The sequence below is a fragment of the Undibacterium sp. JH2W genome (assembly GCF_049340425.1).
Lineage (GTDB): Bacteria > Pseudomonadota > Gammaproteobacteria > Burkholderiales > Burkholderiaceae_D > Undibacterium.
Genome location: NZ_JBMPOT010000001.1, coordinates 370164 through 395905, shown reverse-complemented (window position 1 = coordinate 395905; position 25742 = coordinate 370164). Strand labels below are relative to the sequence as shown.

The 25742-nt window shown below is 51.1% G+C and carries 20 protein-coding genes; 10 read left to right on the top strand and 10 right to left on the bottom strand.

What is annotated here, in order from left to right; genetic code table 11:
* Window positions 1–5 precede the first annotated feature (5 nt).
* Window positions 6–1415, bottom strand: coding sequence for a M16 family metallopeptidase (locus tag ACO0LC_RS01720; protein WP_422999998.1), 1410 nt, complete (start codon window positions 1413–1415; stop codon window positions 6–8).
* 13 nt (window positions 1416–1428) lie between these two features.
* A complete protein-coding gene (locus tag ACO0LC_RS01715; RefSeq protein ID WP_422999996.1) occupies window positions 1429–2757 on the bottom strand; it encodes a M16 family metallopeptidase in 1329 nt (442 codons plus the stop codon).
* A 274-nt stretch (window positions 2758–3031) separates the two neighbouring features.
* Between ACO0LC_RS01715 and ACO0LC_RS01710 the strand changes: the two genes are divergently transcribed.
* The gene (locus ACO0LC_RS01710; protein WP_422999994.1) at window positions 3032–4993 is read left to right on the top strand and encodes a methyl-accepting chemotaxis protein; all 1962 of its coding nucleotides are present in this window, start codon (window positions 3032–3034) and stop codon (window positions 4991–4993) included.
* A gap of 305 nt (window positions 4994–5298) precedes the next feature.
* Here the strand turns inward: ACO0LC_RS01710 and ACO0LC_RS01705 are convergent, their stop codons facing one another.
* Together ACO0LC_RS01705 and ACO0LC_RS01700 are read right to left on the bottom strand one after the other, a co-directional pair.
* Entirely contained in the window at window positions 5299–5775 is a 477-nt protein-coding gene (locus tag ACO0LC_RS01705) for a glutaredoxin family protein (RefSeq protein WP_422999992.1), read from the bottom strand.
* A gap of 82 nt (window positions 5776–5857) precedes the next feature.
* Window positions 5858–6037 carry a hypothetical protein gene (locus tag ACO0LC_RS01700; protein WP_422999990.1) on the bottom strand — a complete coding sequence of 60 codons (180 nt, stop codon included), beginning with the start codon at window positions 6035–6037 and terminating at the stop codon, window positions 5858–5860.
* Window positions 6038–6528: 491 nt separating this feature from the next.
* On the opposite strand from ACO0LC_RS01700, the gene ACO0LC_RS01695 reads away from it, so the two are divergent.
* Window positions 6529–8058, top strand: coding sequence for a peptide MFS transporter (locus ACO0LC_RS01695; protein ID WP_422999988.1), 1530 nt, complete (start codon window positions 6529–6531; stop codon window positions 8056–8058).
* A gap of 55 nt (window positions 8059–8113) precedes the next feature.
* Here the strand turns inward: ACO0LC_RS01695 and ACO0LC_RS01690 are convergent, their stop codons facing one another.
* A complete protein-coding gene (locus ACO0LC_RS01690; protein WP_422999986.1) occupies window positions 8114–9505 on the bottom strand; it encodes an RtcB family protein in 1392 nt (463 codons plus the stop codon).
* A gap of 287 nt (window positions 9506–9792) precedes the next feature.
* Here ACO0LC_RS01690 and ACO0LC_RS01685 point away from each other — a divergent pair, with 287 nt between their 5' ends.
* From ACO0LC_RS01685 to ACO0LC_RS01665, 5 genes are all read left to right on the top strand, one after another.
* Window positions 9793–11295 (top strand): DUF4331 domain-containing protein, encoded by a 1503-nt coding sequence (locus ACO0LC_RS01685; RefSeq protein WP_422999984.1) that lies wholly within the window; start codon window positions 9793–9795, stop codon window positions 11293–11295.
* A 40-nt stretch (window positions 11296–11335) separates the two neighbouring features.
* Entirely contained in the window at window positions 11336–11593 is a 258-nt protein-coding gene (locus tag ACO0LC_RS01680; protein ID WP_422999982.1) for a hypothetical protein, read from the top strand.
* A 97-nt stretch (window positions 11594–11690) separates the two neighbouring features.
* On the top strand, window positions 11691–12878 hold the full coding sequence (locus ACO0LC_RS01675) for a hypothetical protein (protein WP_422999980.1): 1188 nt from the start codon (window positions 11691–11693) through the stop codon (window positions 12876–12878).
* Window positions 12875–14020 (top strand): HupE/UreJ family protein, encoded by a 1146-nt coding sequence (locus ACO0LC_RS01670; protein ID WP_422999978.1) that lies wholly within the window; start codon window positions 12875–12877, stop codon window positions 14018–14020. The genes ACO0LC_RS01675 and ACO0LC_RS01670 overlap by 4 nt, the downstream gene beginning before the upstream one ends.
* A 163-nt stretch (window positions 14021–14183) precedes the next feature.
* A complete protein-coding gene (locus ACO0LC_RS01665) occupies window positions 14184–16595 on the top strand; it encodes a prolyl oligopeptidase family serine peptidase (RefSeq protein WP_422999976.1) in 2412 nt (803 codons plus the stop codon).
* Window positions 16596–16696: 101 nt separating this feature from the next.
* Here the strand turns inward: ACO0LC_RS01665 and ACO0LC_RS01660 are convergent, their stop codons facing one another.
* Together ACO0LC_RS01660 and ACO0LC_RS01655 are read right to left on the bottom strand one after the other, a co-directional pair.
* Window positions 16697–18169: a serine hydrolase gene (locus ACO0LC_RS01660; RefSeq protein ID WP_422999974.1), complete on the bottom strand. Its 1473-nt coding sequence runs from the start codon at window positions 18167–18169 to the stop codon at window positions 16697–16699.
* 219 nt (window positions 18170–18388) lie between these two features.
* Complete coding sequence (locus ACO0LC_RS01655; protein ID WP_422999972.1) at window positions 18389–19585, bottom strand: peptidylprolyl isomerase; 1197 nt, start codon at window positions 19583–19585, stop codon at window positions 18389–18391.
* A 217-nt stretch (window positions 19586–19802) separates the two neighbouring features.
* Between ACO0LC_RS01655 and ACO0LC_RS01650 the strand changes: the two genes are divergently transcribed.
* On the top strand, window positions 19803–20213 hold the full coding sequence (locus tag ACO0LC_RS01650) for a hypothetical protein (protein ID WP_422999970.1): 411 nt from the start codon (window positions 19803–19805) through the stop codon (window positions 20211–20213).
* A 52-nt stretch (window positions 20214–20265) separates the two neighbouring features.
* On the opposite strand, the gene ACO0LC_RS01645 is transcribed toward ACO0LC_RS01650, so the two are convergent.
* Both ACO0LC_RS01645 and ACO0LC_RS01640 read right to left on the bottom strand, forming a co-directional pair.
* A complete protein-coding gene (locus ACO0LC_RS01645; protein WP_422999968.1) occupies window positions 20266–21441 on the bottom strand; it encodes an acetyl-CoA C-acetyltransferase in 1176 nt (391 codons plus the stop codon).
* Window positions 21442–21738: 297 nt separating this feature from the next.
* A complete protein-coding gene (locus ACO0LC_RS01640; RefSeq protein ID WP_422999966.1) occupies window positions 21739–22635 on the bottom strand; it encodes a LysR family transcriptional regulator in 897 nt (298 codons plus the stop codon).
* Window positions 22636–22750: 115 nt separating this feature from the next.
* Here ACO0LC_RS01640 and ACO0LC_RS01635 point away from each other — a divergent pair, with 115 nt between their 5' ends.
* Both ACO0LC_RS01635 and ACO0LC_RS01630 read left to right on the top strand, forming a co-directional pair.
* Entirely contained in the window at window positions 22751–24541 is a 1791-nt protein-coding gene (locus tag ACO0LC_RS01635; RefSeq protein ID WP_422999964.1) for a sulfatase-like hydrolase/transferase, read from the top strand.
* 17 nt (window positions 24542–24558) lie between these two features.
* Window positions 24559–24951 carry a hypothetical protein gene (locus tag ACO0LC_RS01630; RefSeq protein WP_422999962.1) on the top strand — a complete coding sequence of 131 codons (393 nt, stop codon included), beginning with the start codon at window positions 24559–24561 and terminating at the stop codon, window positions 24949–24951.
* Between the two features lie 94 nt (window positions 24952–25045).
* Here ACO0LC_RS01630 and ACO0LC_RS01625 read toward each other — a convergent pair whose 3' ends face one another.
* A complete protein-coding gene (locus tag ACO0LC_RS01625; RefSeq protein WP_422952543.1) occupies window positions 25046–25609 on the bottom strand; it encodes a phasin family protein in 564 nt (187 codons plus the stop codon).
* Window positions 25610–25742: the final 133 nt, after the last annotated feature.

Here is a 25742-nt window from a genome sequence, read left to right as displayed (position 1 = left end):
ATCACTCATTTTGCACCCGGTGCAAAACCATTGGCAGTAATCTCCAATTCGGTAATTTCTCCATAATTAGCGGCGATACCGCGTATGGCTTCTGCCCTGCCAATCAAGAGCATTTGCAGCTTGTCGCGAGGGAAATGTTTGTCCACCAATTGTTTGGCTTTCTCTACGTCAAGTCCATCGACATCGCGCATGAAATGATCAATTTGTTCACGACCTACTTTGGCAACAAACATTTCACCCAGCAAACCAGCGAGCTGTTGATTGGTTTCAAAACGCGGTGGGAATTGCCCCTTGACATAGGCCTTGGCCGATTCCAGGGTAGCCGCATCTATGCCTTTGTCCCACAGGCGTTGATAGGTCTTGGTTGCCAATGCCAGCGCTGCCTCAGTCTTGGGGGTGGCAGTGAAACTGGAAACGGCAAAGCTGCCTGTTTCCGCCAGTGCAGCGAAGCTGCTGCCAGCACCATAGGTCAAACCAGAATTGACACGCAATTCATCATTAAGCCAGGAAGTAAAACGCCCGCCTAAAATGGTATTGATGACTTGCAAAGGCACATAGTCAGGGTCATTACGGGCGATGCCCTTGCCACCAAAGACAAAAGTGGTTTCTACTGCATCTGATTTATTCACCAGCCAGACTCTTGCCTTGTCTGCTACTACTTTGCCATTCGCGACAGTTGCGGGCAGAGCAGCGCTGGCTTTCCATGTGCCAAACAACTTGGCTAGCTGGGCGCGCATGACTGTGGGCTTAAAGTCGCCGACCACGACCAGGGCGGCGTTTTCAGGGCGGTAGTAAGCTTCATGGAATTTTTTGACATCCTGAGACTGCAAGGCAGCCACGCTATTGACCGTACCCATCACCGGATTGGCATAGGCACCATTTGCAAACAACATGCTGCGGTAATAGGTCTGTACGACATTACGCGGACTTTCCTTGGCTTGCTTCAATTCATCTACGGTACGCGAACGCAGCTTGCCAAATTCTTCTGTGTCGAACACCGGGTGTAACATGGCATCTGCAAGGATGGGCAAGAGTACATCCACATCGGCGCTGGCAAAATCAGCATTCAGGGAAGTCGCTTCTGTGCTGGTTGCACTGCCTATACGGCCGCCACGAAAATCAAAGCTCTGATCCAGGGTCTTTTTATCAAACTTACTGCTCCCCAATAACAAGGCATCACCTGTCAGGTTGGCCAAACCAGCATTGCCAACATCACTGACGGCACCAGCCTTGACGACGGCACGCACGGCAATCAGGGGTACGTCATGGCGTTCCATCAGATACACGGTCACGCCGTTAGGCAGCTTGCTGGTTTCAAAAGCTGGCAGGCGGAATTCAGCAGCCTGGCTGCTGGCAGCCAGCAAACTCAGGCTGGCCAGGCTAAGGGCGAGCATTTTTTTATTGTTTATTTTCATACTGATCATCTTCTTATTCCTCCACGGCGGCGAGCACGCCTACAGTTCTTTGTGATTTTTTAAAGTACTTGGCAGCGACTTTCTGGATATCGGCTGGCGTCAGTTTGCGGTAGGCATCCGGGGCGTCGAACAGTTTTTTGTAGTCGCCAAAAAACATTTCATACTCACCCAACTGGGCAGCCTTGCCATTAATGGTTTCCTGGGCACGGTAGAAATTCAGGAGCTTCTGGTTTTTCACTTTTTGCAATTCATCTGCGGTGACGCCATCCTTGACCAGCCTGTCTATCTCGGCCAGCAAGGCGGCTTCGACTTTGGCGGCTGGCACCTGGTTGGCAGCAACCGCAAAGAAGTTGAACAGGCCGGGGTCAAAATTCTTGCCATGATCGGCACCGACCTGGGTTGCCAGGCGTTGATCCACCAAAGCCTGATACATGCGCGAAGTCTTGCCATCGGTGAGTATGCTGGCGATGACATTGAGCGCATAGTAATCAGGATGGCTGCTCGCTGGCATCTTGTACGACACCATGAGATTGGCAGCAGTGGCAGACTCCTTGCGCACGAATACCCGGCGCTCGCCTTTTTGTTCAGGCTCAATCGTACGCACGACAGGTGGCAAGGCACGTTGCGGGACATTGGCAAAATATTGCTCTGCCAAGCGTTTCACTTCTGCAGCCTTGACATCACCGACGATGACAGCCACCGCATTATTCGGGGAATAATAGATATTGAAATACCGCTGTAAATCTTCCTGCGTCCAGGCCTTGATATCGGATTCATGGCCTATAGTTGGAATTGAATAGGGATGTGCACGGAATGCAGATGCATAGACTTCACCCCACAGGGCGCGCAGATTGGAGTTTTCCAGACCAGTACTGCGCTCAGACAAGACCACGCCGCGCTCGCTCTCGACCATTTTTGGGTCTATGCTGAGATTGGCGATACGATCGCTCTCGAGATCAAAAATAGTAGGCAGCGCAGTGGCCGGGAACCAGTCCTGGTAAACCGTCAGGTCATTGCTGGTATAGGCATTATTGGCACCGCCATTGGCTTCCATGGTGCGGTCAAATTGCTTGGGGCCGAATTTCTTCGAGCCATTGAACATCATGTGCTCAAAGAAGTGTGAGAGGCCGGTGATGCCTGGTACTTCATTACGCGAACCGACTTTCCAGTAGGTGTACATATTCGCATTGGGTATCGTACTGTTTTCCAGCACCAGGAATTTCATGCCATTTGGCAGGGTAAAGCTTTTCACCTGCTCTACCGTCACGGCCTGCGCTGTCACTGCTGCGCCCATGACACTCAGACAAAGGCCACCAGCGGTGACCAGGTTTTTCCACTTCATTGCATCTCTCCCTCAGGTAACTTAAGTAATTCTTGATTGCAGGTCTTTTAACAAGGCTGGTCCAGCATGTGGAAAGAAAAGACCAAGGCTGGCTATTTGTCATGAAAATTGCTGAATCTATACCTGAATTTGTCATCCTGGCAAGCGAAATCGTTGCAAATTGTCACGATTATCCCCTGTAATTTATTCGCCACGGCAAGAATCTGCTAATCCGGCATATCATCCATATAGTGCAGACATTTCTGCCCAGAAAATACGCAAGGCGAATACGACCATGACATCAACACCTATCTCCCCTGCACGCTTTGGTTTGCGTGCCAAAATGCTTTTTGCCGTGCTAGCCATGGTATTGGCCGGTTTTACCGTGACCATCAGCCTGCTGACCCGCCAGGCGGGCAACATGCAGCAAGACTCGGCCCAGCAATATGCCAGACAGCTGGCCATCAATAATGCCGGTAAGGTGGCGGAGCGCATCAACCTGGCCCTGCATGCAGCGCGTAGTCTGGCCTTCGAACTGGCTGCCATGCAAGCCAATGGCAAGGCAGAGCGCGCCAATGCCGATCTCTTGTTGAAAAGCGTACTGGAAGGCCATCCTGAATTTACCGGTGTAGGCACAATCTGGGAAGCCAATGCCTTTGATGGCAAGGATAGCGAATACACAGGCAAGGAAGGCCATGATGCGACTGGCCGCTACCTGCCATATTGGAATCGCGGCAGTGGCAAGACCCAGGTTGAAGCCCTGACTGACTATGAGAAGGAAGGCGCAGGCGATTATTATCTGCTGGCCAAAAAAAGCGGCAATGAAGTCTTGCTCGAACCCTATATGTACAAGATAGCCGGCAAGGATGTCTTCATGACCACGGTGACTGTGCCCATCAAGGCCAAGGGCCAGTTTGTTGGTGCAGTGACGGTGGACTTGCCGGTAGCAGGCTTCCAGGAAGATGTCAGTAAGATACGCCCTTATGAAACTGGCTATGCCAGCCTGATCTCGAATAACGGTATCTACATCGGTGATGTGAATGCCGGGAATGTCGGCCAGAGCATAGGTGACAGCGCGGAGGCCAAGACAGCCAAGGCCGCCATCAAGGCAGGCCAGACCTATAGCGATACCATAGAGCACAGCGAAATGCAGACCACAGTAAAACGCATCTACGTGCCTGTGCAGATAGGTGCGACCACGACGCCCTGGTCGTTTGTCATCAGCGTGCCGGAAAACAAGATCCTGGCCGATGTCAATTACCTTCGTAATACCGCCATCATGATAGGTGTCCTGAGCGTGCTGGTGGTATCTGCCATCCTCACTTTCGTCATCAACAAACTGGTGATTGCCCCGCTAGGTGGTGAGCCTGACGTGGCTGTCAACATCGCCAGGAGCGTGGCCGAAGGGGATTTGACCACGGTAGTGACACTCAAGCAAGGTGACCGCAGCAGCATGCTGTATGCCCTGCATGGCATGCAACAGCAATTGACCAGCATGGTCACGCATATACGCGACAGCAGCGAGTTTGTCTCGAATGCATCGGGTGAAATTGCCATGGGCAATATCGACCTTTCTGAAAGAACCGAGAACCAGGCTTCATCCCTGGCGGAAACTGCCAATAGCGTGGAAAGCCTGAACCAGACCGTCAGGCAAAATGCCGGCAATGCAGAACAAGCCCGGCAATTGGCCGTTTCTGCCGCCCAGACTGCGCAGCGCGGCAGTACCCAGGTCGACAAAGTGGTACATACCATGGCCGACATCTCGGCAGAGTCGAAAAAGATGTTCGATATTATTGCTGCCATAGAAGGCATCGCCTTCCAGACCAATATCCTGGCCCTGAATGCTGCCGTTGAGGCCGCCCGTGCTGGTGAGCAAGGCCGCGGCTTTGCCGTGGTGGCATCAGAGGTACGCAATCTGGCCCAGCGTAGCGCGATCGCCTCCAAAGAGATCAAGTCCCTGATAGAAACCTCGATCGCCAAAGTCGATGTGGGTTCAGAAGTAGTATCTCATGCTGGCAAGACCATGACTGAGATCCTGGCGTCGGTAGAAGGTTTGTCCACCATACTCAATGAAATCTCCAGCGCTTCGACTGAGCAAAGCCATGGCATTGCCCAGATCACCACCGAGATAGGCCTGATGGACCAGACCACTCAGCAAAATGCGGCACTGGTGGAAGAGTCTGCGGCAGCGGCTGCATCGCTGAAAGAAGAAGCACAAAAATTATGGCAGGCCTTGTTGGTATTCAAGGTTAACTGACTTACATTCCAAGGTATTTCTGCAGAATAAAAAATGGCCATCAAACCCGGATTTGATGGCCATTTTTTTTAACTTTGGCCGCTACGGCCGTGCTGTCTGCAGGAAAGAATTACATGCAGGCATCCATGCATTCTTGATAGGCTGGTGAACCTACGGGGCCATCCTGGATGCAGATCTTATGGCAGAAATAAGATTGTGGAGGATAAGCAAAAGCTGCACTAGTACCAATAGCCAAAGCCAGCATGTTGTCCATGACACACCGGATTTTTTTAATGTTGTAGCCTTTTAGTGTTACAGCGAGGCGCTTATTTCGCAGCCGTTTGTGTCTTTTCCAGGGCCTGTAAAGCCTCAGCAAAGGCTTCAGGCTGATAGCCTCGTATCATGCGTTTTCCTATCAGAATCACTGGTACAGCCTCGGCCCCCAACTCGGCATGTTTGGCGGCAGCAGCAGGTGATTTCTGTACATCCATATCGATATAGTCAATTTTATTTTCAGCAAAATACGCACGGGTCTTTTTACAAAATGCACAACTGGCTGTCCCATACATAAGGACTTTTGTCTTGGTATTCTGGAAGTGTGCGGAGTAGTCGCCTTCCTGATAGGCGGGCTTCAGCAGCATAGGAAGGCGCGGCGCGACATAGCCAATCAACAATCCTATTGTGATGATCAAAGTATAAGTAAAAATCGTTTTTGCTACTTTCATGCGGCATCCTTGATGATTAACTTTGATGATGAGGCTTGTGCTTGAACCAATGACCACCAGCTTTGCGCTGATGGTCACGCCCCCCCTCAACAAGTCAGCTTTTGCACAAGGACTTGTCTAAGGACATGGCAGGCTCACTGCCATTCAGCGGTATCACGAATTAATCTGGCCATACATCGAGGCAATCTGCCATGCATTGATTGTATTGAGCTGAACCACGTGGTGCTTCTTTGAGGCATTCCTTGTTGCAGAAAAAGTAGGGTGGTGGATAAGCAAACGCAGCGCTACAACCAATGGCTAATGCAAGGGCAATTAATTTTTTTGTTGTTGATTTAAACATTGAAAGTCTCCTGATTAATAAAGGGATGGGAAGTGACTGCAACCAAGTATTTGCCATCCTGTCATTTACTTGGTTTTAAAACACGGTCATCCAGATCGCCATCTACCATCTACTATCCACAGCAATCATTTATTTTGCAATAAGCATATTGCCATAGAATATTTGTTTTTTCACAAAACAATGTCATTAACTATAGATAATTTGAATTTACTTGTACACCATACTAAAGCAGTAAATTTGCTTAAGTACTAATAATTCTGTAAGTCAAGCCTATGCTCGGGAAGATGGACAAGTCAGCGCGATCAGCTTGTCATAGTCAATTTTTGTACTGTAAAAATTGCTGCGTCGCAGCATATGTCTTTTTATATGAGGTTTTTGTCGTGGTAAGCTACGCGCCGAATTGACTCAATTCACATCATTTCAAGGTACGCATTGAAAAATATTTTGCGGCCAGCTGCGACTTTTATACAAAATAATTATTGGAGAGCACTTTGAACAAAATTCAAACGCCAGGTGCACACACTATTCTGGGACACCCGGATAGCTTGTTCGTCCTGTTCTTTACTGAAATGTGGGAACGGTTTTCTTACTACGGCATGCGCGCCTTGCTGGTGCTATTCCTGGTCACCACCGCAGCCAAAGGCGGCTGGGGCTGGAGCCGTGCTGATGCAACGGCCTTGTATGGCTGGTACACCGGCCTGGTCTATCTGACCCCTATCCTCGGAGGCTATATTGCCGACAAGATACTGGGCAGCCGCCGCTCCGTCGTCCTGGGTGGTTTCATCATCGCTGCCGGCCATGCATGCCTGTTGTTTGATACTCCAGCCATGTTCTATACCGGCCTGGGCCTGGTGGTTGCCGGTACTGGTTTGTTCAAACCAAACATTTCTGCCATTGTTGGTCAGTTATATACCAAAGACAATGAAGGTGGCCGTGACGGTGGTTACACCCTGTTCTACATGGGTGTGAACTCGGGAGCTTTCTTCGGTATTTTGTTATGCGGTTATATCGGCGAAAAAATCTCCTGGCCCATGGGCTTCGGCCTGGCGGGTGCTTTCATGATCCTGGGTGCGATACAGTTCTATTTTGGCCAGGGTATCTTTGGTGAAATAGGTCTGGCCAAGTCTCAGCAAAGCGGAACCGTTGTTGCTGAAGAAGAAGCTGCACCGCATATCGTTGCCGACCGCCTGAAAGCAATTTGCGTCTTCTCTTTCTTCACTATCTTCTTCTGGTTTGCGTTTGAACAAGCCGGTGGTTCGATGACAATTTTTGCTTCCGACTATACTGACCGTGCCCTGGTTGGCACCAGCGGCATGCTGTTCAAGATCGTGAATAGCCTGATGACGGTCATTCCTACGATTATCCTGTCCTGGCTGCTGATCAAGTTGTTTGCTGGTACTGCCAAGCGCTATCTCTTGTCGAATGCCTTGCTGGTACTGTGCATAGGCTTGATTTGGGCATTAGTCATTTGGATGTTGCAACGTGAGTTTGCTCTCGATCAATCCAGCGTACCAGCGACCTGGTTTGGTGTATTGAACTCCTTCTTTCTGGTCATCCTGGCACCAATGTTTTCCAAAATGTGGGAAAAATACTGGAACCCGAGTGGCCCGGTCAAATTTGGTGTGGGTCTGATCTTGCTGGGTCTGGGCTTTGCCGCCTTGTCTTATGGCGCATCCAGCATCCCGGCTGGTGCCAAAACCGCCAGTGTAGGCATGGTCTTCCTGATTGCGGCTTACTTCTTCCATACCATGGGTGAATTGTGCATCTCCCCGGTAGGCCTGTCTTATATCAGTAAACTGGCTCCGCCGCGTTTGCTGGGTCTGATGTTTGGTGTATGGTTCCTCAATACTGCGATTGCCAACAAACTGGCTGGTTTCTCCGGTAGTTATATCGACCATATTTCCGAAACCTATTCCTTGTCAGTGTTCTTCCTGATCTTCACCTTGATACCGATTGCTGCTGGTCTGGTCTTGATGATGTTGAACAAGTGGATGGAAAAGAAAATGCACGGCATCCATTAAACTGCTGTTCATATGAAAAAATCCCCGCCCTATGAATATAGCGCGGGGTTTTTTTTTATGCCTTGAAGGTCACCCAGGGTTTCAGCCTGACCACAGCCCTGATCAAGCCTGCGGTTTCCTGCGCTTCTATCACCGGACCTATGGGTTTATAAGCCTGTGGTGCTTCTTCTAGCTTGCGTTCTTCCCGCAATGTCACGCATTGCCAGTTGGCATCGCTGTTGTCATGGCGCAGACGCCGCACATCCTGCCTGCGTACCCGCCGACCCGCACCATGGCTGCACGACCATAACCAGTCCGGACTACCCAATCCTTCTACCAGGTAACTGGCATCGCCCATGGAACCGGGTATCAAGGCCAGGTCACCTTCCCGCGCAGGGGTTGCACCTTTCCTGTGGATATTCATGCCATGCTCACGCAAGATGACATTGTGAGGCACGTCGACAATCAAAGATGATCTGGCATCGCCCAGCACTGCCTGCAATTGCTGCCTGACCAGCTCGGCCAATACCATGCGGTTGGCCCAGGCATAGCGGGCTGCCACGCCCATGGCTTGCAGGTATTCTTCGGCCAGTTCACCACTAAGGCCATACAAGGCAGTATCGGGATGTTTCAGACCTGCTGGCCATTCTGCCCTGGCTCTGTCCATCCAGCGTTGCCCCACATAGAAACCTACATCGCGCGAACCGCTATGTATCATGACGACGATGTCGTCCTTGGCCAGCCCGGCGCGATAAGCCAGGTGGCGATCAAACACCGCATCGACGATTTGCAATTCGACAAAGTGATTGCCGCCACCTGGTGTACCCAGGCCAGGGTCGCGCACGATGCCGTCACGATTAAACCAGGCCTCAGGCGCATAGCGACGCTTACCGCCAAATTCTTGCAAGCCTATGCAGGCTGCAAGCTCTTGTTGCAGGCGGTCGCGGTCAGCGCTTGCCCAGATGCCACTGTCGGGCAAGCTGTCCAGGAAAGCAGAAGGACCGGCATCACTGAGTGCGGCAAAGGCTTGACCATGGGCAGGCACGTCCCTGCCATTTTCCAGCAATACGCGCTGCAGTTGGCGTATCAATGCAGACTTGTGCTGGCTGATCTGGGACAAATTAAAGCCCGTGGTCAATAAACGCATGCCGCAATTGATGTCGGTGCCTATGGCTGCGGGAATCACAAAACCGGCATCGGTGGCAACGATGGAACCTACTGGCGCAATGCTGCCAGGATGAAAGTCAGGCGTGGCACAGGCCTTGCACACCGCATGATGCCCGTCCGGCGATTTGACAGCAGCAAACGCCATCAATTGTTTTACAGCCTTTTCTTCCAGCGGAAGACTATCAGGCAATAAGACTGTCGCCTGCGCATGTTCATTGCGGAGTTGAAATATGCCATTGGCATGTTCAACGCGTATGCCCTGTCTTTGCAGGGCCATTTGTAGTCGAGAAATAGAAGTCATAGCTGCTACCAAAATTTGAAGTACAGGTGCGCCTCCGGCGATTCGGGGGCATTTGTACCTCTAGCAGCAGCGCCAAGAGGGAGAGCAACAAGTATATCCAAATTTGTCTGATATGCAAATCCATCTTAGAGATGAGGTGATGATGGGCGAAAAAATGTTGCGGCAAAAGATTTGTGTAATTTCTTTAAAAAACCTGCATCCAAACCTCAATAACCCACGTATCAGGAATGCCCCTCGCGTTTTTTCGATAACAAGAGGCATTTTTTCCTACACTACAGGAGTTAGTCATGAGACAAGTCACATCAAGCTTACATCAAAAAATTCTACTTACCCTGGTGACAGCAGGAAGTCTGAGCGGTCTTGCCAGTCTGCCGGCCCAGGCTTCCAGCCACCGCGAAGCGCCCTTTATCACTCGTCACCCCAAGGTGGATGCAGCAGATTTTTACATGTTCCGCAGCTATGAGGCGAACCGCAGTGCCTTTACTACGCTGATCGCCGATTACTCTCCCTTGCAAGATGCCTATGGTGGCCCGAATTATTTTTCCATGGACCCGGATGCCTTGTATGAAATCCATATCGACAATGTCGGTGATGGCAAAGAGCATCTGACCTTCCAGTTCCGCTTTACCAATACTAATAATGATGCCCAGTTCACGGTAGGCGGCAAGAAAGTCTCTGTGCCACTGGTGATTAATGGCGGTGCGATTGATGGCGTCAATGCAGCAGGCTTGAACGTGCGTGAAACCTATACTGTCACCATGGTGACAGGTGACCGTCGTACCGGTACCCGCCAGGCTGTCACCAATGCCACCACAGGCTCGACTACCTTCGACAAACCTATTGATTACATCGGTAACAAATCCATCCCTGACTATGCAGGCTATGCAGCCAAGCACGTGTTTGCCATCAATATCCCCGGCTGCGCGACGCCGGGCAAGGTTTTTGTCGGCCAACGTAAGGATCCCTTCGTAGTGAATCTGGGTGAAACCTTTGATCTTATCAATATCAAGGCACCAGCCACAGCATTTGATCCTAATGCAGAAAAATCCGGGCATGATGACCTGGCGATGAAGAACATCACGGCCATAGAAATGGAAGTGCCAACGACTTGCCTGACCAATGGCAAAGAAGCAGTCATCGGTGGCTGGACCACCGCCAGCTTGCGTCAGGGGCGCGCGATCAATCCTACACCAAGCAGCACTGGTGCCGCATCCAAGGAAGGTGGCGCATGGACACAAGTATCGCGTCTCGGCATGCCATTGGTGAATGAAGTTGTCATAGGCCTCAAGGACAAGGATCAGTTCAACCATAGCAAACCTAGTGGTGATGCGCAGTTCCTGAACTATGTGACAAATCCGACCCTGCCTGCGCTGGTCGAAGTCTTCTTTGGCAGTGCCGGCGCAAAAGCACCGACGAACTTCCCGCGCAATGATCTGGTCGCGACTTTCCTGACCGGTATCAAGGGTGTCAATCAGCCTGCTGCTGTCACACCATCGGAAATGCTGCGTCTGAATACCACAACACCTGTCAGTGCTACCCAAAATCGCCTGGGTGTCATAGGTGGTGATAGCGCCGGCTTCCCCAATGGCCGTCGCCCTGGTGATGACGTAGTCGATATTGCCTTGCGTGTGGTCATGGGCAGGTTGTGCACACTCAACATAGGCTGCGTACCAGCTGATGCACCAGCTGGCGGCCTTGATTTCACCGACGGTGCCTATCTCGACAGTACTTTCTTCGACAATGCCTTTCCTTACCTGAAAACCCCGGTAGCCGGTGCACTGAAACGCTAAGCGTTTTCGTCAATTTGCCTATCATACTCAAGGAAAAATCATGAGAGCAAGAGTTTATACACTGGTCGCCGGCTCTGCACTGGCGCTCACGCTGGCAGGCTGTGGAGGTAGTTCCAGCTCCGCAGCCAGCACCACTAGTCCAGATACTGGTACAACAACGGTCACCTCCAGCATTGATACTTTCACCCAATACGTACTGAACTTATTTGGTGCCAATGCAGATACGGCAGAACCACAGCTCATCGATGCCGCCATGGTGACAGCACCAGAGGGCTCGGAACCCGTCACCATCAAATAGTAAATAGCTTTAACAATCGCCGTACCCACGGGCTCAAGGCTTAGTCAGTAGTTGCCTTGAGCCCATCAGTGAATTTTCAAAAACCAAGATGACGATCATGTCCCTGTCCCGCCTGTTTTCTCTCCTGTTGATCTTGCCTGGCTTGCTAACACTTGATGCGCAGGCGACACCCTTCATACCTGGCAGCGGCAAACAGGTGCTGGAACAGCTCCCTGCCCGCACAGATCCGGCACAAAGGGAATTCGCGCAGCTACGCAAGCGCCTGGCAGAAAAACCTGGTGATGTACTACTTGCGGCACAGTTGACACAAGCTTATATCAATGCAGCCCGCAATGATGGCGACCCACGCTATCTCGGCTATGCGCAAGCCGTCCTGAAACCCTGGTGGAGCTTGCCCAATCCACCAGTCACCGTGCTGGTGTTGCGCGCTACCATACTACAAAGCACCCATCAGTTCCCACAAGCTTTGGCTGATCTGAATAGCGTATTGAAGCAGGACAGGAATAATGCCCAGGCCTGGCTTACGCGTGCCACAGTCTTGCAAGTACAAGGCCAGTTTGCCCAGGCCAAAGCGAGTTGCATGCACCTGTATCCACTTGCTCCCGAACTGGTCACACTGACCTGCCTGCACAATATAGGCAGCCTGAATGGCGACGCAGCAAATAGCTACCTGGCACTAGGCACTGCCTATAAGAAATATCAACAGGATGCGGACAATGATGCAGGCAGCAAAATCTGGGTCAGCACTTTGCTGGCAGAAATGGCCGCCAGGCTGGGTGATGCCCGGGCAGCAGACAGCTGGTATCAGACCGCCCTGGCGCTGGCAACGCCGGACAGCTATCTGCTAGCTTCTTATGCAGATTTTTTACTGGATCAACAAAGGCCTTCTGAAATCATCAAGTTATTAAAAGACAAGACCAGGGTCGATGCATTGCTGCTGCGTTATGCACTGGCCTTGCAAGCACAAAAATCTCCTCTGCTGGCTGGACAGATCAGCTTACTGGATCAGCGTTTTGACGCAGCCGTGCTGCGAGGTGATACTGTGCACCAGCGCGAGCAGGCGCGCTATGAATTGCATTTGAAAAAGCATCCAGCGGTCGCCCTGAAACTGGCGCAATCGAACTGGGACATACAAAAAGAAACCGCAGACTTGCGTATCCTGCTGGAAGCAGCCGCCGCGCACAAGCCCCAGGCAGCAGCACCGGCGCTGGCATGGTTAAAGAAAAATAAGCTACAAGACCTGACGCTAAAATCTGTGCTTGCCAAACTGGGAGACAATTCATGATATTCGCCACCCAGCGCTTGCTGGTGCACAGCTTTTTTCTGGCACTGTTATCTTGCCTGTTCTGCCTGCCCGCCCATGCACATAAACCCAGCGACAGTTACCTGATCTTGCGGGCGGACCAAAGTGGCATACATGGTCAATGGGATATCGCCTTGCGCGACCTCGATTTTGCCATCGGCCTGGATGCAGATGGCAATGGTGAGCTGACCTGGGATGAGGTACGCAGCAAGCATGCCGAGATCGCCGCCTATGCCCTGGCAAGGCTGAAAATAACAGCTGGCGACCAGCAATGTCCACTCAAAGCCGGACAGCAATTGATAGACCAGCACAGCGACGGCGCCTATACCGTCTTGATGTTCGACAGCACTTGCGACGCCGAAAAAATCGAAGTGCAGTATCAATTATTTTTTGATCTTGATACCCAGCACAAGGGTTTGCTACGCCTGGTCAACAAGGACGGTGTGACCGCCACTGCCATCTTCAGCCCTGAGCTGGCCAGCCAGCAATTCGTGCTGGCAGAAGTCAGCCAGTGGCGGCAGTTTAGCGATTACATCATCCATGGCATCTGGCATATCTGGATAGGCTACGACCATATACTGTTTTTACTCTCCCTGTTATTACCCGCCGTCCTGGTCTTGCAGGCGGGTAGATGGCAGGCGGCCCCTGGTTTTAAAGCCGCCTTTGTCGATGTCCTGAAGATCGTCACGGCCTTCACCCTCGCCCACTCCATCACCCTGAGTCTGGCAGCGCTGGGGGTGCTGGCCCTGCCTTCGCGCCTGGTGGAGTCTGCGATTGCTGCCTCGGTAGTACTGGCCGCACTGAACAATCTGTTCCCGCTATTTCAAGGCAGGCGCTGGCTGGTGGCCTTTGCTTTTGGTCTCATCCATGGCTTTGGCTTTGCCAGCGTCTTGGCTGATCTGGGCTTGCCACAATCGGCATTATTGCTGGCCCTGGTAGGCTTCAACCTGGGAGTGGAAACCGGGCAGCTCGCCATCGTCGCGGTATTCCTGCCGCTGGCTTTTTTGCTGCGTCGTCAGTTGCTATACCAGCGGCTCGTCTTGCAGGCGGGTTCCGTGCTGATCATACTCATCGCCCTGATCTGGCTCATGGAACGGGCCTTCAATCTGAAACTGATTTCCTAGAAAACGCTTCATATTGACTATCCTTATGTGAAATAAAACTGGGTTTTGCCTTGCATGGCAATGCTAGAATGAAGTGCTGCTGCCATCCAGACTGGACAAAGTCATGGATGCCTTGCTGGCAGGCGCATCATATAAAACTACACATTATCAACAAAGGATATGCATGAAAAACAAACTGGGTCTGCTTTTACTGGCAGCTCTGGGTGCCAATGCCGGCGCACAGGAAAATCTCAATTACCAAAAGCCGCCGCAATCGATACTGGAGCTGGCTGACTTCCAACGTGCCCCCGCGGTCAGTATGGATAGTCATAAAAAGACCCTGTTGTTAAGCTATCGCAATACCTATAAGACACTGAGCGAGCTGAGCCAGACTGAAATGCGTCTGGCTGGTTTGCGCATCAATCCCGTAACAAATATTTCCAGCACCCTGACCTATGTCAATAACCTGAAATTGCGCAAAGTCGATGCCAAGGAAGAAGTACAAGTCAAGGGCCTGCCTGAAAACCCGCTGATCGCCTATGTCAGCTGGTCGCCGAATGAGAAGAAAATTGCCTTCACCCATACCGCTGCCATGGGTGTGGAATTGTGGGTCATCGATGTCGAGACAGCTACGGCAAAAAAACTGACAGAAGCCAATCTGAATGCCAATCTCGACACGCCGTTTGACTGGTACAGGGATAGTGAAAACCTGCTCATCAAAGTCTTGCCCAAGAATCGCCAGCCACTGCTGGATGCCAGCAAGAATTTGCCCAGCGGCCCCATCGTCTCGAATTCTACAGGTGCCACCTCACAAAATCGCACCTATGCCGATTTGCTGAAAAATCGGAATGATGAAAGTAATTTTGAAAACCTGACGACCTCAGAACTGCATAAAGTCAGCTTGAATGGCAAGAGCAGTTTTTTCAGAAAAGCAGAAATGTATGATGACATCCACTTTTCCCCGGATGGCAAGTACTTGCAATTGAACGCTCTGCAAAAACCCTTCTCTTACATCGTCCCGCTGGAGCGCTTCGCGGGAAAAATAGTAGTCACGGATACTGCTGGCAAGCAGATCAAAATAGTCAGTGAAACACCTTTGCATGAAGTGATACCGAAAGGCTTTAGTGCCGTCCCCACTGGCAAGCGCTATGTATTCTGGCGTGCCGACAAGGCCTCCAGCCTGAGTTATGTGGAAGCGCTGGACGGTGGTGACCCAGCCAATAAAGTCGATTTTCGCGATGAGGTATTTTCCTGGGATGCACCTTTCGACAAAGCGCCAGTATCACTGGTAAAAACCAGCCAGCGCTATGTCGGCATTACCTGGGGCAGTGACAATCTGGCCGTGGTTACCGATGCCTGGTATGACACCCGCAATGTCAAAGTCCATTTCTTTAATCCATCCAATCCGGCAGAGGCACCACGCCTGATTTCTGAGCGCAATATGCAGGATGTGTATGCCGATCCTGGTCGCTTTGAAACCAAATACAATCAATATCACCGACGTGTTTTGGCGGTAGAAGATAACAAGGCTTATCTGCTGGGCGCAGGTCACACTAAAAATGGCCAGTTCCCCTTCATTGATGAATTGGATATCATCAGCCTGAAAAAGAATCGCCTGTATCAATCTGCTTATACTGACAAGATAGAAAACATCGTTTCCATAGAAGATGCAAAAAAAGGCGAAGTGCTGGTACAGATACAATCGAAGAGTGAATATCCAAACTACTACTTCCGTAATATCAAAAGCGGCAACCAACTGACACCTGTGACGCAATTCAAGAATCCCTTCATGGCCTTGAAGGATGTCTCGAAAGAAGTCATCAAATACAAGCGCAAGGATGGTGTGGAATTGTCGGGTACCCTGTATCTGCCCGCAGCCTACGACAAAGAGAAGAAAGAAAAACTGCCTTTGCTGATCTGGGCTTATCCAGCCGAATACAAGGATAAAAATTCTGCCGGTCAAAGCACGCATAATCCTAACCAATTTACCTTCCCTAGCTATGCATCTTTCATTTACTGGGTGACGCGTGGCTATGCGGTATTGGATGATGCTGCCTTTCCCATCATCGGTGAAGGCAAGACTGAGCCGAATGATAATTTCATCCCGCAACTGGTCGACAATGCCGAGGCTGCGATAGACGCTGTCGATGCCCTGGGTTATGTGGACCGCAAGCGTGTCGCCGTAGGTGGCCATTCCTATGGCGCTTTCATGACTGCGAACCTGCTGACACATAGCAAGTTATTTGCCTGCGGTATCGCACGCAGCGGTGCCTATAACCGCACACTTACGCCTTTCGGTTTCCAGACTGAACAGCGTAATTACTGGGAAAGCCCTGAGGTCTACAACAAGATGTCGCCTTTCATGAGTGCCGACAAAATGAAGACACCACTCTTGCTGGTACATGGTGAGGCCGACAATAATCCCGGCACCTTCACCCTGCAAACCGAGCGTTATTTCCAGGCCCTGAAAGGCCTGGGCGCACCGGTACGCATGGTGATACTACCCAAGGAAAGCCATGGCTATGCTGCCAAAGAAAGCATCCTGCATTTGCTGTGGGAACAGGATCAGTTCCTGGAAAAATGCCTGAAGAAATAAATATTGAAACTGTCATAAGCAAAAAATCCCAGGCTGATCAACCTGGGATTTTTTTATTCACTTCACTGAAAACACGCCAGCAATGTCGTTTGGCTGTGCTGTTATTTGATCTTCTTGCCAATGGACTTGCCGCCTCTCTCGACGACCAGCGCGCTCACGTCGCCATTCGCATCTTTTTCGAAACGCAGTGAGACCGTGTTATTGAGCATGAAGAAACTGCCATCGAGAGCAGCAAAAAGCTCTTGCTGGTCGCCGCCCAAGGGAGCCGCCTTGACGTACAGGCGATCAGCTTCGGCAGTGATGATGACAGGATAGCCAGCTAGCACATATTCACCGGCCAAACTCTTGTATTCATTGGCGTCGCCAGCCCTGGCAATTTTTTCCACTACCTTGTAATCGGTCCAGCCATATTCCATCGAAATGGCACGCAAGACTTCCTGTATCAGTTCACTACCATTCTCGCTATTGGTCATCAGTGCTGCGCCCTGGCCAGTGCTGGTGAAAGTTGTCAGCATGGTGCGATAACCTTCGTTACTGCCGCTGTGACCAAAACCCGCCTGCTTGTCAGTAACCGGACTCAGAAACACGCCCAGACCATAGTCTTTTAACTTGCTGGGTGTCAGCATTTTCCTGGCCATTTCTGGCGACAAGACTTTATTTGATTTACCCACGCTGCTCTGCTGTATCTCAATCGCAAAAAGTGCCAGGTCCGATGGGGTAGTCCATAGTGATGCAGCTGCCATTTCCGGATAGCGATGCCATTTACCAGGTACAGGCTTGCCATTGGCAAGATGGCCCGAGGCTGCCATAGACTGCCAGTTTTCTGGCAATTCAAAACTGCTATGCTCCATACCCAGTTTGTCCAGCACGGTTTTTTTCATCAGGACAGGAAAACTTTCATGGCTGGCATCCGTCATCAATAGCTGGACGATGGAATAACCGCCACCTGAATAACTCCAGGCGCTACCCGGTAAGGCTGTGACTCTGACCGCGGCAGAATTGGCAGGCTTTTTACCTTCCAGCACATCGACTAGGGATGGCACATCCTGACTGGCTGCATAACCGGGGAAGCCATGTACATTGATACCAGCCGTATGATTTAACAGCCCACGCAGGCTGACTACTTGTTTGTCTGTAAAAGCATTGCCAGGCAGTTTCCATGACAGCAATTGCTGGTTGACATCGCCATCCAGGTTCAAGCTGCCGCGCTCGACCAGTGCCAGTGCCGCCATGGCTGTCACCGGCTTACTGATGGAGGCCGCCTGGAATCTGGTTTCAACAGTGACAGGCTGCTTGCTGACCGCATCAGCATAGCCATAGCCACGCGCCCATTCCAGCTTGCCTTGATGAATGATGGCGATACTCAGGCCGGGGACCTTGAGTGCTGCCATGCGCTCTGCCAAGCGCATGGGCTGCAGAGGCCGGCCCTTGATGACGGTTTGCGGTAACAAGCCATTTTCTATACGGCTTATGCGTACATTAAGCGCATCCACCGTGGCAGCATCTTCAGCCATTGCCTGCATGGTCAAACACAATAAGGACAGGCAAGCAAAAGGGACAAAGATTTTTTTCATTGTGAATAAACCCAGTTCGAAATGATGTATATCGTGGACTTCGGAGGAAATGAGCAACTGAGTGCAGACTGACACCCAAGTACCTGCGGCACTTTACAGCAAATATAATACTTGCAACACACTAGCTTAAAGAGCAATCCAGGTTAAAGTTCAGAATAAATACTGCGCATAAAAAAGGGAGCCTGTACAGCTCCCTTTTCAAAGTTCAAACCCTGGGCATTACTGCGTCTGTATCGCTGAATAAATAATGACAGGATTGACTGGCACATCATTCATATCCTGCACCTGCCTGGTTGGCACCTGACGTATCTTGTCCATAATATCGAGCCCACTGACGAGTTTGCCAAATACAGCATAGCCTTGTGTCGTGACGCAAGAAAATTGACTGCAAGAATCGAGCGCGGGATTGTCAACGACATTGATAAAGAATTGCGAAGTGGCGCTGTCTGGCACACTGGTACGGGCCATGGCGATGGTGCCACGCAGATTGCTCAAATCATTGGGCGATTCCAGCTTGATCGGTGCCAGCGTCGCCGCTTGCTTCAGATCAGCGTCATAGCCGCCACCCTGGATCACAAAATTACTGATCACGCGATGGAATATCTTGTTCGTATAAAAACCATTCTCTGTATAGCTGAGGAAGTTATCCACCGTTATGGGTGCTTTGGCTGGATTTAATTCCACCACCATATCGCCCAGATTGGTCTTCATCGTCACTTGCGGTGGATTCGCCAGGTTGACCACGGTGGGCATGGAATACAGCTTGCTCCCCTTGTCAGAGAGTACCGTCAATTCAGAACTGCCCACACCGATGATCTTGCAAGAAAAATTCCTTTGCGTAGATGAACCATTGCCCGCCTCTATCAAGCTCAGGCAAAACGGCATTTTGACACTGGCAGAGCCCAGGTTTTCACCGGTGACGGTAATCTTGGAAACTTTTCTGTATACCAGTTGATCTATGCTGACCTTGCTGATGCTGGCCAGGGCTTTGACTTCTATATGGTAGGGCAATTTCCAGGGCGAACCTGGGTGCGGCTGGCTGCATACGGTAGGGTTATCCTGGCACAAGCGCACTTCCAGAACACCGTCATAGACACCTATGGGCAACTTCCCTGAAACCTGCAAAGTAACATCGTAGGCAGAAGAGGAAACCGCAGTCATATTGACAGCGCCGGTAGTGACGCCTTTCGTGTCTATGATGCCGACATTCACCGTTCCTGAAAAAACCTTGTTGGCGCTGGCTCTGATGACCGCTGATTTGTTTTGTCCCTCGATGACGGCGACATTCAAGGATTCCGGGCTGAAGCTCAGGCCAGGATCATTGACGACAACAGGACTGGCTGGCGCTGAACCGCCGCCACCACCACATGCTGTCAACAGCATGCCCAGCATACTCAAGCAAATTAGTTTTTTCATCACGCGACCTTTTTAGTAAAGGCCGCATTTTACTTGGGTTTGCAACTTGTTCCACAACTGATCAATATGAAATTATCAAAGTAACACTCGCAAAAATAAGCCTGTTTTATGCACACACAATTTAATTTCTATATTTCAGCAAGGTATATTCGGCACTGAATGCCAGATCGAAGATTGAGCATGTCGGCACTCATCTTTTCATCAGTACTGGACAATCATGAACTCTAAAATCTACTTCCTGGCCTGCGCAATGCTCGCAGCCAACAGCTTTGCAGCCCAACCCTACGCTATCACTGCAGAAAATCTGCAAGCAGCCAAGCCCCGCAGTTTGTCGCTGGCCAATGTGACAGCCACTGCCAGTGGAGCAAAAGTTGTGTCATATGCGGCATCGAATGCGGCAGTCGCAGATTTTATAAAAAACTTAAATGCGGCAAGAGCGGGCAAAGTAGATTTGCTGGAGATCAAGGCGGTCATTGCCATGATGGTCGATGGTAAAGAATTTCGCTGTGCTGCAGAGGATGCTGCGAAATCAGTCCAAATCATACAGACTTTGGTAGCAGGCGGCCTTGAGTTTTTCACTGCCACAAAACAAAACCCCAGTAGCCAGACGCTAAAGGGGTTTTTTTGATGTGAGTTGAATCTTTTTACCGATCAGGTACTCGATAAAAGACTGGGGGAAATCAACGCTCTATCGCCAGCGCCACGCCCATGCCGCCGCCTATGCACAAACTGGCCAGGCCTTTTTTGGCATCGCGACGTATCATTTCATGGATCAGGCTGACCAGGATGCGGGCACCGGATGCACCGATTGGGTGACCTATCGCAATTGCACCACCATTGACATTGATCTTGCTGGTATCCCAGCCCATTTCCTTGTTGACGCCGATTGCCTGGGCAGCAAAAGCTTCATTGATTTCCATCAGGTCCAGGTCTTGATGGCTCCAGCCAGCTTTTTTCAGACAGAGTTGAGCGGCAGGTACCGGGCCCATGCCCATGATGGTAGGATCAATACCAGCAGAAGAATAAGCCTTGATGCGGGCCAGCACTGGCAAACCCAGCTCATCGGCTTTTTTGGCTGACATCATGATGACGGCAGCAGCACCGTCATTGAGGCCGGAAGCATTACCGGCAGTCACTGTACCATTCTTGTCAAAGGCAGGGCGCAGTGCCGCCAATGATTCCAGCGTGGTGCCATGCTTGATGAATTCATCGCTGTCAAATACTGTCGTGCCTTTTTTGCTGACCAGTTCAAAAGGAATGATTTCATCCTTGAACTTGCCTGCTTTTTGCGCGGCTTCTGCCTTGTTTTGGGAAGCCAGGGCAAACAAGTCTTGTTCTTCACGGGTCACGCCATATTTCTTGGCGACGTTTTCTGCCGTGATACCCATATGGTATTGGTTGTAGACATCCCACAAGCCATCAACGATCATGGTATCAACCAGTTTGGCATCGCCCATGCGGAAACCATCGCGTGAACCATTCAATACATGCGGGGAGGCACTCATGTTTTCCTGGCCACCGGCGATGATGATGTCAGCATCGCCAGCCTTGATGGCTTGCGCTGCCAGGTGGGTGGCTTTGAGTCCGCTACCGCATACCTTGTTGATGGTGAAGGCTGGCACCATGTCGGGCAAACCGGCTTTGATGACGGCCTGGCGTGCTGCATTCTGGCCTACACCTGCAGTCAACACCTGACCGAGTATGACTTCATTGATCAGATCGCCACTGAGACCGGCTTTTGCCAGTAAGGCCTTGATGACATGCGCGCCCAGATCGGAAGCAGCCGTTTTTGCCAAAGAGCCACCAAATTTGCCTACTGCAGTACGACCTGCAGCTACGATTACCACGTCTTGCATGTGAATTCTCCTGGTTTTACCCCTGGGGGGGTGAGATGGTCAAATGTTTGCTGCTTTAGAACCTGTTTACGATCTTACTGCGCAAGCGTGATCGGGGCTCATGCGTTGCTCAAAATGCTCATGTACTTAAGTACATTCCGCTTTTTGCGCTACTCTTCACCCCGCTGACGCTCGCTCGCTACAGATCGTAAACAGGTTCTTAGGATACATCCTCTAGCTTACCACTGCTGGCGATGGCATGAGTCCAGGGCACTCAAAAAAAGATGGTGTTTTGGCATGTAACATGGCTGTCATGCTTTACACATGCTCGGCAATCTTAGCCAGTACCCTTGCCGCCATGGGGGAGAGGCTGCGCCTGGCCAGGCTGACTACGCCTATCTCTGCTTGCATGCCTTGCCAGCCTGCGAGCTTGAGTTCTATCAACCGGCCAGCCCTGAGTTCTTCCGCCACCGCCGCATGGGTGCATAAAAGGATGGCATCGCTATGCATGACCACCTGCTTCAAGACATAAATATTATCGCAAGTGGTGACCAGGGGCAGGTCCTGCCCGGTTTCCAACCCCAGTGCCTTGCGCAAGGATGGCAGGAAAATGTCAGCCAGGTACACACTGGCATAACTGGCACTTTGCAAATCATGCTTGTCCAGCAAGCTCTTCAGTGTCAGTGGGTGCTCACAGCGACAATACAGGCCACCAGTTTGTCGCGTCAGGTGCTGGATATGTAGATGTTTGTTGATTGTCAGGCTGCGGGTATCGGCGATGAAAAATTCCAGTTTTTCAGCCAGCAGATGTTCCATCAGGGTATCGCTATTATTGACTTCCAATACAGTGCGCATGCGCGGATAGCTGGTCGCCAGCTCGGTCAGCACCGCAGGTAAAAAACTGGCCGCCGGGAAGGGCCCGGCACCAAAGATGATCTGGCCACTTTCGCAATCGCGTAACTGTGCCATTTCTTGCCTGAGGTTATCCGCGGCATACAACAAATCGCGTGCCCTGCCCACCAGTTGCTGGCCAGCCGCCGTGACCGTGGCACCAGCCTGGTCGCGGTCAAACAGACGCATGCCCAGTTCATCTTCCAGGCCAGAGATACTGCGGCTCAGGGCCGGTTGGCTGAGATTGAGTTTGTCTGCCGCCCGCGCAAAATTGCCTTGCTCGGCCAGGATGACGGCGTGTTTCAGCTTGTTCAGATTCATCATCGCACCATACCTACACCATACCTATTTAGCATTGAGATCATGATTATAATGCATTGGACGTATGCTTCTACAGGTCGCACACTGATATCCATCAGATACTGAGTTGGGGAATTTTATGACACATCAGCCAGGCAATATCAGCCGCAGGAAAGTGCTGACCGCAATGGCCGGGGTGGGCTTAAGTACCGCGATAGGAGGTGCCGCCGACAAACAGCACAGACCACGCATCATCCCGACAGTGCCCTCGGCCATGTCAGCCACGGGTTTGCGCCAGCGCAGGCCGAATATCTTGCTGATCGTCAATGACCAGCTACGCCACTGGCAAGACTTGCCCGCCGGCCTGGGTTTGTCGGCGCATGAGATGCTGCTGGAACAAGGCATGGGCTTCAGTAATTTTCATGCGAATACCACACCCTGCTCACCTTCACGCTCGAATATGTATTTTGGCCAGCATACCCAGCACACCCTGATGACGGCAAATGTCGATGCGCCGCCTTCTTTCCCGCAACTGGCGGATGGCTTACCCAGCCTGGGGCATTTATTAAGGGCGCAAGGCTACTACACTGCCTATAAGGGCAAATGGCATTTGAGTCATTTGCGCGCCGACCCCGGCCTGGTATACGGCCCTTATCCCAGCACGGAAAATGCACTGGAACCCTATGGTTTTTCTGACTATAACGCCGATGGCGACCCCCATGGCTCGACTTGGACCGGCTACCGCTATGATGGGCAAATCGCCAGCAATGCCGTGCAATGGCTGGGTAGCAAGGGGCGCGATATGCGCGGCAAGCAACCCTGGTTTTTGGCAGTGAATTTTGTCAATCCGCATGATGTCATGTATGTCAGCACTGGCGATAAGCAAGTCGCCAGCAGGCAGCAGCGCCATATGCTATCGCCTTTGTCCACGCCACCAGTGGGTGGGGTTTACGACAAGAACTGGGATTTGCCTTTACCTGACAGTTATTACCAGGATACGCTGAGCGGCAAACCCTGGGCCACCAGCTCTTATATGGAGATGTGCAACTGGCTGTACGGTCACATAGACCCACATGATGAAGCGGCCTGGCGCACCTATCAAAGTTATTACTTCAATTGCGTGCGCGATGTAGACGGCCATGCCATGACAGTATTGCAGGCCTTGAAAAAGCTGGGCATGGATAAGGACACCATCGTCATCTATACCTCGGACCATGGGGAAATGGCCGGTGCCCACAAGCTGCGCCAGAAGGGGCCCTTCATGTATAAAGAAAACATGCGCCTGCCCTTCATTGTGCGCCACCCTGACGTGGCGGGTGGCAAGATAACGAATGTGCTGGGTTCCCATATAGACCTGGTACCCACCATACTTGGTATGGCTGGCGTAGATGCCCATGCGCTTGCAGAAAAATATCCCTACCTGAAGGGGGTGGATATCAGCGCCGCCATCAACACAGCTGGAACAACTACTGCGCGGGATAAAAAGGGGATTTTGTTCAACTACGGCGTCCCCCTGTATATGGATCCGGAATTTTCACGCAAGGGTGCAAAAACCGGCAAGATATATAACAAGCTGAGCGCGCTCTTGATCGGTTTTGAAAGTGGCCAGTTTTTACCCAGCCTGGAAAACCCGGCCCTGTTCCGCGGCATCCATGATGGCCGCTATAAATTTGCCCGTTATTTCAAGCCTGCCGATCATCACCAACCACACGACTGGCAAAACCTGAGCACACGCAACCAGCTTGAGCTTTATGATACACAAACCGATCCGAATGAAATCACCAATCTGGCAGCCAGCCCTGAGCAACACAAGGATTTGCTGCTGGACTTGAACCAGAGATTGAATACACTGATCACTGCTGAAGTAGGTGCTGATCTTGGCAGGGAATTACCAGGGCCTGCGTTTTTATATCAACAAAGAAAAAGCTAACTAGCTGGAGGAAGACCATGCAAGAAAAAATCATCAGCAAAATCCTGTACATCAGTGGCACTGTCACCATGCTGGCGGGCTTGCAGTTTATTGCCCCCACCCTGTTCCTGCAGGCATCAGGCATGCAGGTAGGCGATGTCACCGGCCTGTTCTTTGCGCGGCACTGGGGTTTGATGGCTTTTGTGGTGGGCGCACTGATTATCTATGCGGTCAGACAAGTGCAGGCAAGAAGGGCGATTTTACTGGCCGCAGCAGTTGAGAAACTGGGTCTGGTCCTCATGCTGGCAATTAACTGGACTGAGCCAGCCTTGCAGGGTCTGCATATTGCCGCCTTTTTTGACGGCAGCTGTGTGCTGCTGTATTTGATTTACTTACTGGGTAAGGCACCAGCGTCACCAGCACAGACTTGATTTTTCCTGAAAATGAAAAAATCCCCTCATGCGAACATCAGGGGATTTTTTTACTGCAACTCACCGCAGTGAGTCTGAATCTGCAATTGCTAAATTATTTCTTTTTAGCAGTTGCTTTTTCAGCCGCTTGTGTGAACTGCTGGGTAGCCTTGGTCAGGTTTTCTTCCAGAGTTTGTACAGCTTGCTTGGTTGTTTTGGACAGTTGTTCGTAGCCTGCGTTGATGTTGCCAACAACAGATTTCAAGGCTGTAACAGCTTGTTCGGAACCAGCTGGTGCATTTTTTGTTACTTCATCGATCAGGGAAATCACTTTAGTGTTTGTTTCAGCGATATGCGCTTCAACTGCTTTAGTGAATTCTTGCTGAGTTGCTGTAGTGATGCTTGCGAGGTGACGGCCGTAAGCCAGTGCTTTTTCAGCGTTTGGCTGAGCTTGCGCTGCAGACAAAGTGAAAAATTCTTGTGGGTCTTTGGCGCTCAACAATTGTTTGGCAGTAGCAGTACCTTCTTCGAAACTTGCCTTGGCAGCATTGACGTTCAGGGCAAACAACTGCTCCAGGCCTTCAAATGCTTTTTTGTTCAGGGAAGTCAGGGAAGCAAATTGCGCTTCCAGGTTAGCTTTAGTTGTAGCGATAAATTGTTCTGGTGTATTGGTAGTCATGGCATTCTCCGGTAGATGGAATCAAGTGGCTTTAGGTAATCGGCAGCGCTTTCCATGAATTCTTGAATGGTGCACCGCAACAAATACGATTCTACACGCAGAATTTAAAACGTCAAGCACTTTTTGTGCGTCG

Bases quoted from the DNA above. Each gene is read 5' to 3' on its own strand.
- ACO0LC_RS01720 (WP_422999998.1), bottom strand. From the start codon at position 1,415: ATGAAAATAAACAATAAAAAAATGCTCGCCCTTAGCCTGGCCAGCCTG.
- ACO0LC_RS01715 (WP_422999996.1), bottom strand. From the start codon at position 2,757: ATGAAGTGGAAAAACCTGGTCACCGCTGGTGGCCTTTGTCTGAGTGTC.
- ACO0LC_RS01710 (WP_422999994.1), top strand. From the start codon at position 3,032: ATGACATCAACACCTATCTCCCCTGCACGCTTTGGTTTGCGTGCCAAA.
- ACO0LC_RS01700 (WP_422999990.1), bottom strand. From the start codon at position 6,037: ATGTTTAAATCAACAACAAAAAAATTAATTGCCCTTGCATTAGCCATT.
- ACO0LC_RS01690 (WP_422999986.1), bottom strand. From the start codon at position 9,505: ATGACTTCTATTTCTCGACTACAAATGGCCCTGCAAAGACAGGGCATA.
- ACO0LC_RS01685 (WP_422999984.1), top strand. From the start codon at position 9,793: ATGAGACAAGTCACATCAAGCTTACATCAAAAAATTCTACTTACCCTG.
- ACO0LC_RS01680 (WP_422999982.1), top strand. From the start codon at position 11,336: ATGAGAGCAAGAGTTTATACACTGGTCGCCGGCTCTGCACTGGCGCTC.
- ACO0LC_RS01675 (WP_422999980.1), top strand. From the start codon at position 11,691: ATGTCCCTGTCCCGCCTGTTTTCTCTCCTGTTGATCTTGCCTGGCTTG.
- ACO0LC_RS01670 (WP_422999978.1), top strand. From the start codon at position 12,875: ATGATATTCGCCACCCAGCGCTTGCTGGTGCACAGCTTTTTTCTGGCA.
- ACO0LC_RS01665 (WP_422999976.1), top strand. From the start codon at position 14,184: ATGAAAAACAAACTGGGTCTGCTTTTACTGGCAGCTCTGGGTGCCAAT.
- ACO0LC_RS01660 (WP_422999974.1), bottom strand. From the start codon at position 18,169: ATGAAAAAAATCTTTGTCCCTTTTGCTTGCCTGTCCTTATTGTGTTTG.
- ACO0LC_RS01655 (WP_422999972.1), bottom strand. From the start codon at position 19,585: ATGAAAAAACTAATTTGCTTGAGTATGCTGGGCATGCTGTTGACAGCA.
- ACO0LC_RS01650 (WP_422999970.1), top strand. From the start codon at position 19,803: ATGAACTCTAAAATCTACTTCCTGGCCTGCGCAATGCTCGCAGCCAAC.
- ACO0LC_RS01645 (WP_422999968.1), bottom strand. From the start codon at position 21,441: ATGCAAGACGTGGTAATCGTAGCTGCAGGTCGTACTGCAGTAGGCAAA.
- ACO0LC_RS01640 (WP_422999966.1), bottom strand. From the start codon at position 22,635: ATGATGAATCTGAACAAGCTGAAACACGCCGTCATCCTGGCCGAGCAA.
- ACO0LC_RS01635 (WP_422999964.1), top strand. From the start codon at position 22,751: ATGACACATCAGCCAGGCAATATCAGCCGCAGGAAAGTGCTGACCGCA.
- ACO0LC_RS01630 (WP_422999962.1), top strand. From the start codon at position 24,559: ATGCAAGAAAAAATCATCAGCAAAATCCTGTACATCAGTGGCACTGTC.
- ACO0LC_RS01625 (WP_422952543.1), bottom strand. From the start codon at position 25,609: ATGACTACCAATACACCAGAACAATTTATCGCTACAACTAAAGCTAAC.